The 14434-nt window shown below is 60.5% G+C and carries 19 protein-coding genes and 1 pseudogene; 16 read left to right on the top strand and 4 right to left on the bottom strand.

Translation table 11 applies throughout. The features are described 5' to 3' along the window. The first annotated feature begins 53 nt into the window (after positions 1-53). Both PSEK12I1_RS0112900 and PSEK12I1_RS0112895 read left to right on the top strand, forming a co-directional pair. Complete coding sequence (locus PSEK12I1_RS0112900) at positions 54-1247, top strand: MFS transporter (RefSeq protein WP_027601782.1); 1194 nt, start codon at positions 54-56, stop codon at positions 1245-1247. A 30-nt stretch (positions 1248-1277) separates the two neighbouring features. Then, entirely contained in the window at positions 1278-2030 is a 753-nt protein-coding gene (locus PSEK12I1_RS0112895) for an SDR family NAD(P)-dependent oxidoreductase (protein ID WP_027601781.1), read from the top strand. 250 nt (positions 2031-2280) lie between these two features. Here PSEK12I1_RS0112895 and PSEK12I1_RS23775 read toward each other — a convergent pair. Next, a pseudogene (locus PSEK12I1_RS23775) lies at positions 2281-2781 on the bottom strand (beta-ketoacyl-ACP synthase II); the annotation flags it as partial. A gap of 405 nt (positions 2782-3186) precedes the next feature. Between PSEK12I1_RS23775 and PSEK12I1_RS24790 the strand changes: the two are divergent. From PSEK12I1_RS24790 to PSEK12I1_RS0112845, 10 genes are all read left to right on the top strand, one after another. Beyond that, the gene (locus PSEK12I1_RS24790) at positions 3187-3606 is read left to right on the top strand and encodes a hypothetical protein (protein ID WP_037006974.1); all 420 of its coding nucleotides are present in this window, start codon (positions 3187-3189) and stop codon (positions 3604-3606) included. Between the two features lie 78 nt (positions 3607-3684). Continuing rightward, positions 3685-3861 (top strand): hypothetical protein, encoded by a 177-nt coding sequence (locus tag PSEK12I1_RS24785; protein WP_177323751.1) that lies wholly within the window; start codon positions 3685-3687, stop codon positions 3859-3861. 1 nt (position 3862) lies between these two features. Beyond that, positions 3863-3988 carry a hypothetical protein gene (locus PSEK12I1_RS24985; RefSeq protein ID WP_256204056.1) on the top strand — a complete coding sequence of 42 codons (126 nt, stop codon included), beginning with the start codon at positions 3863-3865 and terminating at the stop codon, positions 3986-3988. Positions 3989-4288: 300 nt separating this feature from the next. Next, on the top strand, positions 4289-4507 hold the full coding sequence (locus PSEK12I1_RS0112870; RefSeq protein ID WP_027597849.1) for a hypothetical protein: 219 nt from the start codon (positions 4289-4291) through the stop codon (positions 4505-4507). Positions 4508-4610: 103 nt separating this feature from the next. Continuing rightward, the gene (locus tag PSEK12I1_RS0112865; RefSeq protein WP_027601779.1) at positions 4611-5081 is read left to right on the top strand and encodes an STY4534 family ICE replication protein; all 471 of its coding nucleotides are present in this window, start codon (positions 4611-4613) and stop codon (positions 5079-5081) included. Positions 5082-5222: 141 nt separating this feature from the next. Further along, on the top strand, positions 5223-5390 hold the full coding sequence (locus PSEK12I1_RS24780; protein WP_165904673.1) for a hypothetical protein: 168 nt from the start codon (positions 5223-5225) through the stop codon (positions 5388-5390). A gap of 51 nt (positions 5391-5441) precedes the next feature. After that, positions 5442-5666, top strand: a complete 225-nt coding sequence (locus PSEK12I1_RS24385) for a hypothetical protein (RefSeq protein WP_081737483.1) — start codon at positions 5442-5444, stop codon at positions 5664-5666. Between the two features lie 73 nt (positions 5667-5739). Then, entirely contained in the window at positions 5740-6297 is a 558-nt protein-coding gene (locus tag PSEK12I1_RS0112855; protein WP_027601778.1) for a hypothetical protein, read from the top strand. Between the two features lie 69 nt (positions 6298-6366). Continuing rightward, positions 6367-6867 (top strand): DNA repair protein RadC, encoded by a 501-nt coding sequence (gene radC, locus PSEK12I1_RS0112850; RefSeq protein ID WP_051399109.1) that lies wholly within the window; start codon positions 6367-6369, stop codon positions 6865-6867. A gap of 82 nt (positions 6868-6949) precedes the next feature. After that, on the top strand, positions 6950-7309 hold the full coding sequence (locus tag PSEK12I1_RS0112845) for a hypothetical protein (protein WP_027601776.1): 360 nt from the start codon (positions 6950-6952) through the stop codon (positions 7307-7309). 389 nt (positions 7310-7698) lie between these two features. On the opposite strand, the gene PSEK12I1_RS0112835 is transcribed toward PSEK12I1_RS0112845, so the two are convergent. From PSEK12I1_RS0112835 to PSEK12I1_RS0112825, 3 genes are all read right to left on the bottom strand, one after another. Next, positions 7699-8682, bottom strand: a complete 984-nt coding sequence (locus tag PSEK12I1_RS0112835; RefSeq protein WP_027601774.1) for a D-glycerate dehydrogenase — start codon at positions 8680-8682, stop codon at positions 7699-7701. Between the two features lie 103 nt (positions 8683-8785). Then, positions 8786-10111, bottom strand: a complete 1326-nt coding sequence (gene dctA / locus PSEK12I1_RS23760; protein ID WP_051399108.1) for a C4-dicarboxylate transporter DctA — start codon at positions 10109-10111, stop codon at positions 8786-8788. Positions 10112-10203: 92 nt separating this feature from the next. Further along, on the bottom strand, positions 10204-11373 hold the full coding sequence (locus PSEK12I1_RS0112825; protein ID WP_027601773.1) for a mandelate racemase/muconate lactonizing enzyme family protein: 1170 nt from the start codon (positions 11371-11373) through the stop codon (positions 10204-10206). Between the two features lie 102 nt (positions 11374-11475). On the opposite strand from PSEK12I1_RS0112825, the gene PSEK12I1_RS0112820 reads away from it, so the two are divergent. From PSEK12I1_RS0112820 to PSEK12I1_RS0112805, 4 genes are all read left to right on the top strand, one after another. After that, positions 11476-12348, top strand: a complete 873-nt coding sequence (locus PSEK12I1_RS0112820; RefSeq protein ID WP_027601772.1) for a LysR family transcriptional regulator — start codon at positions 11476-11478, stop codon at positions 12346-12348. A gap of 328 nt (positions 12349-12676) precedes the next feature. Beyond that, positions 12677-13309: a DUF3275 family protein gene (locus tag PSEK12I1_RS0112815; protein ID WP_027601771.1), complete on the top strand. Its 633-nt coding sequence runs from the start codon at positions 12677-12679 to the stop codon at positions 13307-13309. 77 nt (positions 13310-13386) lie between these two features. Then, a complete protein-coding gene (locus tag PSEK12I1_RS0112810) occupies positions 13387-13752 on the top strand; it encodes a hypothetical protein (RefSeq protein ID WP_027601770.1) in 366 nt (121 codons plus the stop codon). A gap of 65 nt (positions 13753-13817) precedes the next feature. Then, a complete protein-coding gene (locus PSEK12I1_RS0112805; protein WP_027601769.1) occupies positions 13818-14396 on the top strand; it encodes a hypothetical protein in 579 nt (192 codons plus the stop codon). Positions 14397-14434 lie beyond the last annotated feature (38 nt).

Genomic DNA, 14434 nt, shown 5'->3' with positions numbered 1-14434 from the left:
GCCCGCAATCCAGCGGATTTACCATTCGATTCGTTATTACTGGATCAGCCACCATGTCCAACGTATCTATCCCGCACTCAGACACCAGGCAGCCTGCCCGCTGGGCGATCTTCGCGCTGACACTGGCCGCCTTCGTGATCGTCACTACCGAGTTCATCATCGTGGGCCTGCTGCCCGCGCTGTCGAGGGACCTCGGTATCTCGGTGGCCATGGCTGGCCAGTTGGTCACGCTTTTCGCCTTCACGATTGCCCTCGCCGGCCCGTTCATGACCGCTTGGTTGTCACGCTACGAGCGCCGCCGGCTGTTCGTCGTCATGGCGATGGCCTTCGCCCTGTGCAACGCCGCCGCCGCTATGGCACCTAGCTACTGGGCCCTCGTGGTGGCACGGGTGATCCCGGCAGCGCTCGTGCCAGTCTTCTGGGGCATCGGCAGCGAAGCCGCCGGACAGCTCGCATCCCGGGAAAATGCCGGCAAGGCCGTGGCCCACGTCTACTTCGGTGTGACCGCAGCGTTGCTCTTCGGCATTCCCCTGGGCACGGTCCTGGGGAATGCCATCGGCTGGCGTGGCGCCTTCTGGGTCCTGGCAGCACTGTCCCTGGGCATGATTCCCCTGCTCCTCCTCGCCCTGCCGCGGATCCCGGCGGGTGCGCGTCAGAACCTGGGCGCCCAGGTATCCCTGTTCAAAAGCGCCTTCTTCCTGGCCAATCTGGGCCTGTCGCTGGCGATCTTCACGGCCATGTTCGCGGCCTACACCTATCTCGCCGACCTGCTCGAGCGTTCCGGAGGCGTTCCGGCCGCCCACGTCGGCTGGTGGTTGATGGGCTTCGGTACCGTCGGCCTGGTCGGCAACTACCTCGCCGGTCGCCTGGTGGACAAGCACGAACAGAAAGCGAGCGTGCTGTTTTGCACGCTGCTGGCAGTCGGTGTGGTGTCGGCATCCTTTGTCGCGGAGCAGTCGCTCCCCTTCGTCGCGGCCCTGGCCGTCTGGGGCATCGCCCATACGGCGCTGTTCCCGCTGTCGCAGATTCGCGTCATGAACGCGGCAACTACCGGCAAGGCGCTGGCCGGAACGCTCAACATTTCGGCAGCCAATGCCGGTATTGGCCTGGGTGCGCTTCTGGGTGGCTGGGCTATCGGCCACGGCGGCATCACCCTGGCGTGCCTGGGAGCGGGCGTTCTGATCGGAGCCTGTGCGATCGCAACCCCGCTTGTGGAAAGCAGGCGGCCGACCCGCTCGCCTCGCTGACGATCATCTTTCGACCTAACAGGAGTACTTATGGATCTGCAATTGAAAGGCAAGACCGCCGTTGTCACCGGAGCGAGCCAAGGTCTGGGCCGCGCAATCGCCTTGGAGCTCGCCCGGGAAGGCGTCAGGGTGTTTGCCACTGCGCGCAGTGAAGAGCGGCTGGCCAACCTGGTCCGGGACGCTGCAGCCGAAGGTTTGGCACCGATCGTCACCTTCATCCAGGATTTCCTGGATGTCGATGCCGCCAGGAACATCGCCGCTCAGGCGCTCGAAGAAAGGGGACACGTCGACATCCTCATCAACAATGCCGGTGGCAGTCGGCCGATCGACATGATCGGCGAGGATTCGGTGTGGGAAGAAACGATGACGCTCAACTTCGATCGCCACCGCCAACTGACCCAGCACCTGATCCCACAATTCGTCGAGCGCAAGCAAGGCGCGATCTTGAATATCACCGGCACCTATGAAGCCCCCGTCGTCAACGCCGGATCGGTCGCGAAGGCGGCCATGGCCGTCTGGTCCAAGGGTCTGTCCAACCAATTGGGGAGGTACGGCGTCACCGTGAATGCCCTCCAACCGGGCCTACTCGATACCGCGCAAATCCGTCGCCTGTTCCCCGGTGACGCTCGCAAGGAGTACGCCCAGGCGCATATCTCGCTTGGTGACTTCGGCGAACCCCAGGACGTGGCCAACATGGCGGCCTTCTTGGTATCCCCGCGGGCGCGCTACGTGACCGGCTCGGTAACCACCGTGGACGGCGGCATGCGCTACTACTCGTTCTAGGGGCTTTCGGTGCCCCTGAACGGCCGCCCGGGTGGATGAGGATGCCGGACAGGCGTCGAGCGGGCGACGTAGCAGAGGATGACCCGCCTAAGGCCGCCACGGGCGCCTGCTCATCCGTGTCCGGCCACCCGCTTTGGGATAAAAAAAGGGAAGAGAAAGGGCTCTTCCCAGTGGGCTCAATCCGTATCCGAAACAGGCGCAGGGAAACGCCGTTCCTACCGCTGCGTCGAGCCCGAGACTGCGCGAGGGCCTATGCCCCGGCCCAGCGCTTGAACACCACGCTGGCGTTGACCCCACCGAAGCCGAATCCATTCGACAGCGCGTACTCGATGGGTAGCTGCCGTGCCTGCAGGGCAACGAGGTTCAAGCCTTCGGCAGCCGGATCCGGGTGGTGCAGGTTCAGTGTCGGCGGCACGAACTGATCCCGCAGGGCGAGCACGGTAAAGATGGCCTCGATGCCGCCCGCGGCGCCCAACAGATGCCCGGTGCTCGACTTGGTCGAGGTGATGGCCACCGGGGACGCGTCGCCAAACACCGCACGGATGGCCGCCAGCTCGCCCTTGTCGCCCACCTGGGTGGAGGTGGCGTGGGCGTTGATGTGCTGGACCTGGGTCGCGTCGATACCGGCCTGGCGCAGCGCCTGCGTCATGGCGCGGCGGGCGCCGCTGCCATCTTCCGGGCCGGCGGTGAGATGGTAGGCATCGGAGCTGGTGCCATTACCCACCAACTCGGCCAGGGGCGTGGCGTCCCGTGTTGCGCGACCATCAATAGTTCTACGTTAGGGGTTTGGGCGAGGGCTTCTCGGCCAGGCAGTGCTCAGTGTTTTTCTCCTGTGTCGCTACGCGAGACCGCTTCGTCCGCTCGAATCTCTTCACAGGCTCAATTGACAACTACGGTGCAGCTGAACATTCTTGCCCCATGTTCCGCTGACGTCGTCAGCAACATGCCCAGGCAGCTCTGGATCTCAAGACTGCAACGTGGTCACCCACGTCGATCCGAACCCATAGTTCGCCAAGCTTCCGGAGGCGCGAACGGTTGACCGGTTCTACCGGTTGATGGAGGCACCTCATACATCTGCTCTACCTACCCAGCGGGGACACACTCCCCCGCCCGGGATCAGTGTTTCTCCGCATTACTCACCTGCAGGAGAAACACCATGACCACCCCTACCCTGAGCTATCGCTTTGGCGAATCCGTCGGTACTGCCCTGCGTGAAATCATTCGCTCCGTGCGTAATGCCCAAGCTAAGGCACGTGCTGCGCGTCCGTCCGTAGCACCGGCTGAACGTCGTGTAGTCGAGTTTCCGCAACCGATCTTAGCGGCTGCTGTGCTCGAGGAGATGGATCACGTCCCGGCGTTCGTTCGCCGCAACGCGATCGACCTCAACACCTGGTTCAAGCAAAACACCCAGGAAGCCCAGCTTGAAAAGCCCAAGCGTGAGCGCAAGCCGCGCAAACCCAAGGCTGCCGCCTCTGTCACTGAGCCCGTCCAGTCACCAGCGCCCCGCGCGCTGCGTCCGGGCTCCTTGGACCAGCTGATCGCCCCGTTCGACCCTGAGGTCGCGCTGGCCAGCTGATTCACACCTTACCCACCCCTGTCGGGAAACCTCCCGTCAGGGCGGTTTTCCTGACGTCATCTGAACGAAGGAGAGCTGATGGCTATCAAAAAACAAGGCGCTGTGGCAGAGGATCTGCGAAAGGTTGGTACCACCTCGGTGGCCGCCGGCATCGTAGGTGTCTTCCTCAGCGATCACCGACTGTTGACGGCTTGTGCCCTCGCAGTAGGTGTTCTAATCTGGTTCATAGGTATCGTCCTTACCGTGGAGGAATGACATGAGTCAGACCGCCTTCGGCATCCTCATGCTGACCTTTCTTTTGTTCGTCTGCTCTGGCATGGCGATTTGGGTCACCTGGCCCAACTTCAAACTGAAAGCGCAGAAGCTGCTGCGATCTCACTGAATGATCCACACCCCTAAAGCCCTCTTCGGAGGGCTTTTTCATTTCCGGGGTATTGACAAGCGATACGGCCCTGAACATTCTGAGGGTGTATGCCGCTGACGTTGTCAGCAACATGCCCTAGGCAGTCTCGGATCTCACGATTGCGATGCGCCCCGAGCGCATTGATCCAAACCCAAGTTCGCTAAGCATTCGGTAGCGCGAACGATTGACCGGCACCCCCGGTTGATGAATGCACCTTCCACCCACCCTCGACGGGACTACCCGTCAGGGCCGGTCTCCGTCACAACCTGGAGACCTTCCATGAAAAGCGGTCTTGCGTTGTACCAGGCATTGCGCTCCATCGATGTTCCTGATGACAAAGCAACTGCTGTTGTCGATGCTTTGGAGTCCGATATGCAAACTCACCTTGCTACCAAGGCTGATCTAGCACAGCTCGAACTCAAGCTCACTATCCGCATGGGCGTCATGATTTCTACTGCTGTCGGCATCCTGCTGGCCGCGATGAAATTCATGCACTGACCTGGCACCACCCTTTCTGGCTACACCCACCCACGCGGGGAATACTCTTCCCCTCCCGGGCAAGGTGTTCTCCGTTTTCACCTATTGAAACTGGAGAGTCACCATGAGCAACCAAGCCGCCGAAAGCCAATACTTCGACCTGCACACCACCGGTATCGGTTACCTCAACCGCATCCGCGAAGTGAAACCCAAAGGTAGAAACGCCAAGCCCTTTTTGGCCGTCACCGTAGCAGCCCTGTGCGGCAGCAAAGAAGCGGTGGAATACCGCTACATCGACTGCAATGTCGTCGGCGCCGAAGCTGAAAAGCTGGTTCGCCGCTGCATCGAAGCCGTCAACGCTGAGAAGAAGGTTCTCGTGTCCTTCCGCATCGGCGATTGCTGGGCTGATCCCTTCACCTACTCTTCCGGACCGAAGCAGGGACAACACGGCGCAAGCCTGAAAGGTCGTCTCCTGTACATCGGCTGGATCAAAGTGGAAGGTGAATTTGTCTACGAAGCCAAACCGCGCGACGCAGCCCCGGCTGAGCAGCAAGGTACGGATCAAGGGGATGACAGCGACCAATCCGCCGCTTGATTCACCCAGTTCTTCCAGGCGCCCACCGGGCGCCCCTGCTCTACCCAGGCTTTGCCACCTTTCTCTTCGCACACCCATCCGGGGGCACCATCCCCGGACCGGGGCATGGTGATCTCCATGAGCTAGATTTTGGAGCCCATCATGCAAGTCATCGCCACCATCAAGTCCGAGCTGCCCGCCCTGCCCATCGTTGCCGAAGTCTCCTATGACGACGTCACCGAAGAGCTGCTGAGCAGCGACCTGTTCTGCGACAACGCCTGGTTCCTGTTCGAGATGAACGCCACCAGCGCTGACCGCGTCCAGGCCTGACTGAACACACCCTATAGGCGCCCTCTGGCGCCTTTGTCTTTTGGAGGCCCCATGGCTACCAATACCGCACCTGCTCACAGCAAGTTCGATCTCGACGGCGCAGCCAACAACTACCCATTGCAGGTTCTGCAGTCTCGCCGTGGTTTCTACCTCGGTACCCTGGACGATGAGGGCATGCCCTTCAGTCGTGAATCGGCTGAATACTTCCGAAACCACAAGGCTGCAGAAAATGCACTTAACTCAGGGAAGTGGACTCGGCATTCGCTGAGCATCTGACGAGCTGAAATCTACCCTTAAGGGATTCATCATCCCTTGAGGGCATGATGAATCTCAGGACGTTGGAGGCATCATGGAATTGATTATTCAAAGCTTCGAAGGCCAGGCTTTCGTCAGCAACCCGTACGCACCTGGTACGTCTCTTCGCCAAGACCTCTTCGAGCGGCAGTTCACCATCACCCTGCATGGGTCGATGGAGCTGTTTGAAGACTCCGGTCGCGGCACCTTCCACACTGATGGCTATGTCCAGCTCGGCCAGTGCGGCCTGCTTGATGACATCCTGCCCATCGCCTTGGACGCAGTCCGACAAGACCGCTATCCGGCACCTGCAGCAGCGCTCACCTTCTGCCCGAAGCGGATCTCCGTTTCCGATCGCCACGGCCACCTGGTCATGGCGGGCAAGGTGGATCGTGAGAGCCGCCGCATCGACTGGATTGACCCCTGCCGCACGGCCGAGGAAGAGAAGGTGGTACTGGCTCAGATCCAGCTGTTGCGTTCGCGCTCTGCGTTCCAACACGGCTGGGACAACTTCAGCACCTCACGACTGCTAGACACCGACGCTGACCTACTCAAGGGCCGGCTTGTTCACAAAGCCTGGCGGCCGCACGTTCGTGCACTGCTAGGCGCCTGATCTCACCCACACCCATCAGGGGACACCGTCCCCTGGGGGCGGTTGTCCGCCAACGCTTTGGAGACAACCATGACCAACGTCCACACGCTCGACAGCACCTCGGCCATCCGCGCTCGCGAAGACGCCATCATCGCCGAAGCCAAGGTCATCTTGGACCAGCGACTCTTCACCCGCGGAAGGCGCATCAACAGCCCTGAGGATGTCCGCAGCTACCTGAAGCTCAAGATAGCACCTGAGCCTAACGAAGTCTTCGCCGTCATCTTCATGGATTCCCCATATCGGGTGATCGCGTTCGAGATCCTGCAGTACGGCACCATCGACAAGGCCTTGATCAGTCCTCGTCACGTTGCCCAACGCTGCCTGAAGCACAACGCCGCCGCGGTCATCGTGGCGCACAATCACCCCTCCGGTAATCCCGAGCCTAGCGAGGATGATTACAGCCTCACTGAACGCCTGCGGGACGCGCTAGCGCTGCTGGATATCCAGTTGCTGGACCACTTCATCGTGGGCAAAGGACAGCCTCTCTCGATGGCGGAAGCCGGACGTTTCACCTTCGCCACCTCGAGCTGATACAGCCCCTGGTACTACACCTTCCATTCACCTACCCAGAGGGGCTGACCCTCTGGGCAGCTCCTCGTCCGAGGAGTCTTCAATGAACAGTTCGTCCACTTCCACCACCCAGTCGGTAACTGAACACAGCGGCCTGGTAGCCGTCCTGACCGATCTACAACGCCGAGGGTGGCGCGCCTCTGAACTGTGGGATGGCGAGGCCTGGGGGCCTATCCACGCCCTCTGGTCCGCTGATGAGATCGCTAAGCACGCGGCAGAAACCGACTTGGCCAAGCTGCGCTTCCTATCGGAAAGCACAGCCGGCCACGAAGGTGTGATGCTGCTGGTATGGGGCAATAGCCCTATCGAGCTCATCGCCGACATGACCATGGCGAACGGCTTCAGTGAGGCCGTCGAGTTGGCCCAGCGAAGCGTTTGGCCGTACTACCCGGAGGAGGAGTAGTCATGGGCTGGACCTGTCCGCAGTGCGGCTCTGCTGACGTCTCAGCCGAGGGGGGAGTGACACCACCTCGACCCGACATCGATGCGCCCGAAGCTGCTGAGTCCGACTGGGACGACACCTGCGAGATGACCTGCAATACCTGCCAACACCAGGATCTCTCGATGTTCTTCGTGAGTGACCTGGAACAACCCTAACCCTAGCTCTGCTGAGCTCCATCAACCACCACACCACCGTGAGGGACCGACCCTCTGGGGCGGCTCCTCTTTTTGAGGAGCCACTTTTGACAGCGCCTCCCCTTCATCCGCGGCCACCGAGACCTGTACATCCGCCAGGAGCTGCTGATCAGCTCACTGTAGACGCGGTTCTTGGTCAGCTTATACACCCAAATATCAGGCCATTCGACGATCCCATGCTTCTGAGTTAACGAGATCTCTGGGTCGATTTCCTGCCAAGCCGCAAAAAAGATTTTCGATCGCCCGGACAGCCATCGAGCGTCGTGTCTCATAGGTAGCTGAGCCGATATGCGGAACGGTGACCACATTGCTCAGGCTGAAAAGCGGTGACCGTACCATCGGCTCTTTCACGAAGACATCAAGACCTGCGGCACGGATCTCTCCCGCCGATAGGGCTCGTACCAGGGCGGCCTCGTCGACCACCGGCCCACGGGATACGTTGATGAGGATCGCGGAACGCTTCATCAGCTGAAACTCCTTTGCACCGATGAAGTTCTTGGTTTCTTCAGTCAGAGGCGTCATGGGACAAACGAAGTCCGACGAACCAAGCAGCTCGTCTTTCGACACGTATCGCGCGCCCAGCTCACGCTCAATATCCAGTTTACGTGAGCGCCCGCTGTACAGAATCTGCATACCGAAGCCAGAGTGACCACGACGGGCAATTGCGCTACCGATCTGGCCCATCCCGAGAATCCCTAGCGTCTTACCATGCACATCGGTGCCGAATTGCGCTTCGCCAGTTGCCTGAGTCCAGTTGCCTGTCTTCGTCCAGTGATCAAGCTCCGGAATCCTCCTGGCCGTTGACAAAATCAGTGCGAAGGCGAGATCGGCGGTGGTCTCGGTAAGGACGTCGGGAGTGTTCGTTAGAAGGACACCCTGCTCGGTCAAGGCATCCAGATCGTAGTTGTCATAGCCGACCGAGATGCTGGAAATGATCTGCAGATTCTTGGCAGATTCGATCTGCGATCTACTGAATTTTCTGTTGCCGCCGATGAGGCCATGCGCTACTGGCAAGACTTCGTTTAGCTGGCTATTTAAGTCTTCGCCGGTTCCTTCGAGTCTGATGATTTCAAACTCCTGGGCATAAGGCTCAAGCAGATCAACTGGAACACGATTGAAGGCGACGACCGTCTTGCGCATAGGTAGCTCTCAACGCTGTGGCATTGTTGATTGTCTTGCCGCCCACCAACACCCTTCCGTTGTGGGAGAACAAACAGCAAGCCAGCCTTGCGGCTGGCTTTTTTCAGTGGGTGACGGGCTTAGCAGGTGGAAGCTCAGCCCCCTTTGGAGGAGCGGTTTTTAGCGACTCGATCTCTCGCTTGGCCTGCTCCACATCGAAGGCGCCGTCCCATTTAGCGATGGCGATAGTGCCGATGCCATTGCCGATCAAGTTGGTCACAGCGCGCGCCTCGTTGAGGAAGCGGTCGATACCAAGCAGCAGCACCAGGCCTACCAAGGGAATGGCGTGGATGGTGGTAAGCGTCGCTGCCAGAGTGATGAAGCCGGCACCGGCAACCCCGGCGGATCCCTTCGAGGTCAGCAGAAGCACACCCAGCAGCATCAGCTGATCCATAATGGAAAGCGGGGTATTGGTAGCCTGGGCGATGAAGATGGCCGCCATGGTGAGGTAGATGCAGGTGCCGTCAGCGTTGAAGGCGTAGCCGGTAGGCAGCACCATGCCCACTACAGACTTTTCGCAGCCCAACCGCTCCAGCTTGGCCATCATGCGTGGTAGTACTGCCTCGGTGGAACAGGTACCAAGGGTGATCAGGATTTCGTCCTTGAAGTAGCGCAGAAACTGCAGCAGGGACAGTCCAGACCAACGTGCGACAGCACCCAGTACCACGACGATGAACAGGAGCGTCGTGATGTACAGAGCCACCAGCAACTGCCCCAACGACAGCAGAGTGCCGATGCCGTACTTGCCGATGGTGAACGCCATACCGGCACCTGCCCCAAGCGGCGCAAGCCGCATGACCATACCGACGATCTTGAACAACCCCTGCATGAACAGATCGATGATGTTCACCAGTGGCTTGCTCTTCTCACCCAGCTGAACCAGGGCGATGCCCATCAGTACGGAGATCAGGATCACCTGCAGCATCGAGCCCTTGGCAAAGGCATCGGCGAAGGTGTGAGGGATGATGTTGAGGAAGAAGTCGACCGTCCCACCTTGCTGCTCAGCGGCCTGGCTGTACTTCTGCACTGCGCTACCGTCGAGCGTGGCAGAATTGATGTTCATGCCCACGCCCGGCTTGACCACGTTCACCACAATCAGGCCGATGACCAGCGCAATGGTGGTCACAATCTCGAAATAGGTCAGAGCCTTCACTCCGATCCGGCCTACCTCTTTGATGCTGCCCATCTTCGCGATACCAACCACCACGGTACCGAAGATGATGGGCGCCAGAAGCATCTTGATCAGCTTGATGAAACCGTCGGCAAGCGGCTGCAGCTTGGCACCGAGCTCAGGTTCGAAATAGCCAATTGCACCGCCGATGACGATACCGATCAGCACCTGTATGTAGAGTTGGCCATACCACCGAGACCTCTTGATTTCCGCTTCCATTGGGGCACCTCGTTTTATTGTTGTGTTCGGGGCTTGCTGGACTCTGCACGGGTATCTGGCCGCGTTTTGAGAGCGCGGCCAGAGGCGATTTATCAGCTGTCGCTGAGCTCTCGCATGACCTTGTAGAGCGCCGACTTGGCTTCGAAGCCCACACCCGGCACATCCGGCAGACCGACGTAGCCGTCTTCCACGCGGATGCCATCGGCGAAGCCACCGAAGGGCTGGAACACGTCTGGATAGGATTCGTTACCGCCCAGGTGCAGGCCGGCAGCGATGTTCAGTGACATCTGGTGGCCGCCGTGGGGTACTACGCGACGCGACGACCAGCCCAGCTCTTCCATCGCCTTGAGGGTGCGCATGTACTCGACCAGGCCGTAGGACAGGGCGCAGTCGAACTGCACATAATCGCGATCCGAACGCATGCCGCCATGGCGCAGCAGGTTACGGGCGTCCTGGTGCGAGAAGAGGTTTTCGCCGGTAGCCATCGGCAGCTCGTAGTGGTTGGCCAGCTCGGCCTGGAGGGCGTAGTCCAGCGGGTCGCCAGCTTCCTCGTACCAGAACAGGTTGTAGGGCTTGAGCGCTTCGGCATAGGCAATCGCGGTTTGCTGATCGAAACGACCGTTGGCATCCACCGCCAACCGGCGTCCGTCGCCGACCACATCGATCACGGCCTCGATCCGGCGGATGTCTTCGGCCAGCGAGGCGGCGCCGATCTTCATCTTTACCACGCTGTAGCCACGGTCGAGATATCCACGCATCTCGTCCTGCAGCTGGGAGTGGTCTTTACCTGGGTAGTAGTAACCGCCAGCAGCGTAGACCCAGACCTTGTCGTCGGCCTGGCCGTTGCGATAGCGGTCGGCGAGCAGACGATACAGCGGCTTGCCTTCGATCTTGGCGACGGCGTCCCACACCGCCATGTCGATGGTGCCCACCGCGACGGAGCGCTCACCATGGCCGCCGGGCTTTTCATTGGTCATTAGGGCCTTCCAGATGGCGAACGGATCCAGGTTGTCGTGTTCCTTGTCGATCAGGCTCTCGGGGTCGGCTTCGCTCACCCGGGCCAGGAAGCGATCGCGCATCAGAGCGCCCTGCCCGTAGCGACCATTGGAGTTGAAGCCATAGCCCACCACTGGCTTACCGTCGCGGATTTGATCCGTGATCACGGCCACGACCGAGCAGGTCATCTTCGAAAAATCGATGTAGGCATTCGCAATGGGCGATGCGATGGATACGGTCTTTTCACGAATCTCGACGATACGCATTGGGTGCGCTCCTTTGTTGTTGGAGACCCAAACATAGACCTGGCGAACTACCCCGCCCAATGCTATTAATGCCTGACCACATGCTGAAACGGCATTGCCCTGATGGAGCTGGTCTGGCTGGAAGATTTCATTGCCTTGGCGGAAAGCGGTAGCTTCATTCGCGCCGCCGAAGCTCGCCATGTCACGCAACCGGCGTTCAGTCGCCGCATTCGTTCACTGGAGCACTGGGTAGGCACCCCGCTGTTCATCAGGACGCCGCAAGGCACCTCGCTCACCGAAGCCGGCAAGTTCATCTTGGACGATGCCCAAGACACCATCAGTCGTCTCTACCGGTTGCGTGAGGATGCCCTTCAAGCAAGTGGGACGGTCATCAAGCATTTAGAGATTGCGGCGACCCATTCCCTATCCTTCACCTTTTTCCCCAGGTGGATCCGTCAGCTCGACCGCAAAGCACCCATCGAGGCCATACAGCTCCACTCAGACAGCATGCCCCGCTGTGAGGGGATGCTGTCCCATGGCCACGTTCAATTTCTGCTCAGCCACAGGCACGTTAACGTCCCTCCTCGCCTCCCCGTTGATACCTACATCAGCAAACGGATAGGCGAGGACTCGCTCATCCCTTTGGTGGCAAGCAACGTGAACCTGCCCAAGGATCTGGGCGAGCTACCCTATCTGGCTTACAGCGAAGAGTCCGGCTTGGGTCGCTTCGTGGCGCACCAGTTCGCCGGCAAGACCGAGTACACGAAGCTGAAGCCGCTGTTCAGAAGTCATCTCGCCGCGGTGCTGATGTCCATGGCACTGGAGGGCAAGGGTATTGCCTGGCTTCCCAGATCGTTGACGGAACAGGAGATCTCTTCAGGCCACCTCATACGCGCGCTGGATGAGAGCTGGGATATTCCATTGGAAATACATCTCACCAGGCCTAAGGCTGTTATCAGCAGTTTTGCAGAAAACTTTTGGCGTCAGCTTGGGTAGCGTTGCAGCCTAGCGCTCGAAATTGCCGTAGCTAGATCTGCTGCTAATGCTGCTACCACCACACGGCGTATGCTTTACCCCTTGCAGTGTTGACCGAGCGGAAGTCTGCCTACAGAATTCGGGCTGTATGCAGCTGACTTCGTCAGCCATGCCCAGGTGGTCAGGATCTCAAGACCACGGCGCCACGCGCTGATCCAGCCCTAAGCTTGCCAAGCATCCGGTAGCGCAAGCGGTCGGCTCCGCCGATGGATGCACCTTTTACCGTTTTCTCCCCCAGGGTACCCCTCCCCTGTCGGGCATGGCGTGCCCCTTATTCACGAGGACCGCCATGATCAAGATCCCCGGCCACCTGGCCATCCGCACCATCCAGGGACGCAACGGCGCTTTCAACGTCGGTCGGCTCTCTACCTCTATCGGCGAATTCGTCATCAAGGACGCTGTGCTCGAGCAACACGTCGAGGGCAAGTACCGCGGCGAGTTCGTCATCACCGAGATCCGTGCATCGTCCTACAGCACTGGCGGCCGCCTGGTCATCGAGATTCGCGCGCGCCTAGACAGCATGGTACTCGAGGACCTCGATGCTCTGACGGCCTACGACAACGCGCAGATCGATGCGCAGTCGCCGGATCCGCTCGATGAAGAGCAACCTGTCGCGGCACCGCCGCCAAAGGCTCGACCACAACCCGCTCGTCCCGCCAGGCCTGCCAGTGATCCAGCAGCGCCTGCAGACGACAACGCACCCTTTGGGATGCCGGTATCACCCGCATCTCCTCAGCTGACGCCTGAGCCGGATGTCAATGAAGCTGACCAAGAACTCTTCGGTACGGTCTGGCCACTTGGCGAGACCGTGCGGCTGGACTCCACGGTCGACCGGCAACGCCTCCGGCAGCAATGCCAGCGGCTGGGCCAGCTGGGCTACACCATGGACTTCAAGTCGCAGGCCTGGAGCCGCGCGGCCTGACCTCACCCTTCACAACCACACCCGGCTGGGACCTCTCCCAGCGGGAAGGCCTGGCCATCACCACAAGGACCTTCCCCATGGGCTGGCTGTTTTCTCACCCCGCGCGCGACGCTCTGATCGCCGAACTCACCGCCGACGGCGAAACCGACAACTGCACCCGCACGGTCATCGATCATCACCTGGTCGACAATGTGCTGTGGCAGGTCGTGAAGCTGGTACCCAAACATGATGGCGTCGTTCGTGGCGTCGCGGCGGGCGAAACCTGCACCTTGATCGGTTGCAACCTACTGGACGTTCACGGGGGCCGCTGGGGCCACAAGTCACTGGATGAAAGCGTGGGCCCCTTCTACTGGAGTTGCCCGCTGCACTTCCTCACTAGGGCCACCCACGGCATCAACCTCGAATGGCGCGAAGGCGTCCGTCGATACCACGCGGCGCGCTGAGCGCCTTCTCTCACCCACCTCGGGGCAACCGCCCCTGGGCGCGTTGCCTCCCTCAGGAGCTGACGATGCCCCTCTACCCTATCGATGAGTGCCCCGATCTGCTGGTGGACGCCTGCGTCTGCGATGAAGAACGGCGGCTGATCTTTCTCTCGGCCTGGGGCCGCGACACCGCCGTCCAGGAAATTCTGGCCAGGCTCACCCTGGGACGCAGCGAAGGCGGCCTCGAGCAATTCCACCTGGTCCAGAGCGGCCGCAGCCTGCCGGTCTTTCCGGACGCTGAGCGACTGGAGAAACGCACGACTCGCCAGCTGCGCGGCACCCTGTTTGGCAGCCTGCTTCATGTATGGCTGTTCGACGGACGCTGCGCGGTACCGGATCGTGCCAACCACCTGGCCTACGCCTTGGTGCGCGACAGCATCGACCCCCTGGCCAGCCTCTGGCCGCTGGTGGTCGACACCTGCCCACTCCCGCTCTTGCCGCACTGGCAGGGACCGGTCATGGAACTGCTCCTGCAGGAGCAGATGCTCGAGCGCCTGCCCGGCGCCTTGGGCGACCTGGCCGGCTGGCGACTCCGACTCAAGCTCGACGAGCTGCAGTACCACCTTGGCCAGCGCATCCGCGCCGGTCAGCTCACCACTTCCTGATCGGGCCGCTTGCGGCCCCTCCTCTCTCACTTTCCCAA

This window comes from Pseudomonas sp. MOIL14HWK12:I1 (assembly GCF_000510705.1).
In the GTDB taxonomy this organism is placed as follows: Bacteria; Pseudomonadota; Gammaproteobacteria; order Pseudomonadales; family Pseudomonadaceae; genus Chryseomonas; species Chryseomonas oryzihabitans.
Note: the sequence above shows the minus strand (reverse complement) of the source record. Positions and strands in the feature narration are given on the sequence as shown.

Coding starts and splice junctions, on each gene's coding strand:
- PSEK12I1_RS0112900 (WP_027601782.1), top strand. CDS start 54: ATGTCCAACGTATCTATCCCGCACTCAGACACCAGGCAGCCTGCCCGC.
- PSEK12I1_RS0112895 (WP_027601781.1), top strand. CDS start 1,278: ATGGATCTGCAATTGAAAGGCAAGACCGCCGTTGTCACCGGAGCGAGC.
- PSEK12I1_RS24790 (WP_037006974.1), top strand. CDS start 3,187: ATGACCACCCCTACCCTGAGCTATCGCTTTGGCGAATCCGTCGGTACT.
- PSEK12I1_RS24785 (WP_177323751.1), top strand. CDS start 3,685: ATGGCTATCAAAAAACAAGGCGCTGTGGCAGAGGATCTGCGAAAGGTT.
- PSEK12I1_RS24985 (WP_256204056.1), top strand. CDS start 3,863: ATGAGTCAGACCGCCTTCGGCATCCTCATGCTGACCTTTCTTTTGTTC.
- PSEK12I1_RS0112870 (WP_027597849.1), top strand. CDS start 4,289: ATGAAAAGCGGTCTTGCGTTGTACCAGGCATTGCGCTCCATCGATGTT.
- PSEK12I1_RS0112865 (WP_027601779.1), top strand. CDS start 4,611: ATGAGCAACCAAGCCGCCGAAAGCCAATACTTCGACCTGCACACCACC.
- PSEK12I1_RS24780 (WP_165904673.1), top strand. CDS start 5,223: ATGCAAGTCATCGCCACCATCAAGTCCGAGCTGCCCGCCCTGCCCATC.
- PSEK12I1_RS24385 (WP_081737483.1), top strand. CDS start 5,442: ATGGCTACCAATACCGCACCTGCTCACAGCAAGTTCGATCTCGACGGC.
- PSEK12I1_RS0112855 (WP_027601778.1), top strand. CDS start 5,740: ATGGAATTGATTATTCAAAGCTTCGAAGGCCAGGCTTTCGTCAGCAAC.
- radC (WP_051399109.1), top strand. CDS start 6,367: ATGACCAACGTCCACACGCTCGACAGCACCTCGGCCATCCGCGCTCGC.
- PSEK12I1_RS0112845 (WP_027601776.1), top strand. CDS start 6,950: ATGAACAGTTCGTCCACTTCCACCACCCAGTCGGTAACTGAACACAGC.
- PSEK12I1_RS0112835 (WP_027601774.1), bottom strand. CDS start 8,682: ATGCGCAAGACGGTCGTCGCCTTCAATCGTGTTCCAGTTGATCTGCTT.
- dctA (WP_051399108.1), bottom strand. CDS start 10,111: ATGGAAGCGGAAATCAAGAGGTCTCGGTGGTATGGCCAACTCTACATA.
- PSEK12I1_RS0112825 (WP_027601773.1), bottom strand. CDS start 11,373: ATGCGTATCGTCGAGATTCGTGAAAAGACCGTATCCATCGCATCGCCC.
- PSEK12I1_RS0112820 (WP_027601772.1), top strand. CDS start 11,476: ATGGAGCTGGTCTGGCTGGAAGATTTCATTGCCTTGGCGGAAAGCGGT.
- PSEK12I1_RS0112815 (WP_027601771.1), top strand. CDS start 12,677: ATGATCAAGATCCCCGGCCACCTGGCCATCCGCACCATCCAGGGACGC.
- PSEK12I1_RS0112810 (WP_027601770.1), top strand. CDS start 13,387: ATGGGCTGGCTGTTTTCTCACCCCGCGCGCGACGCTCTGATCGCCGAA.
- PSEK12I1_RS0112805 (WP_027601769.1), top strand. CDS start 13,818: ATGCCCCTCTACCCTATCGATGAGTGCCCCGATCTGCTGGTGGACGCC.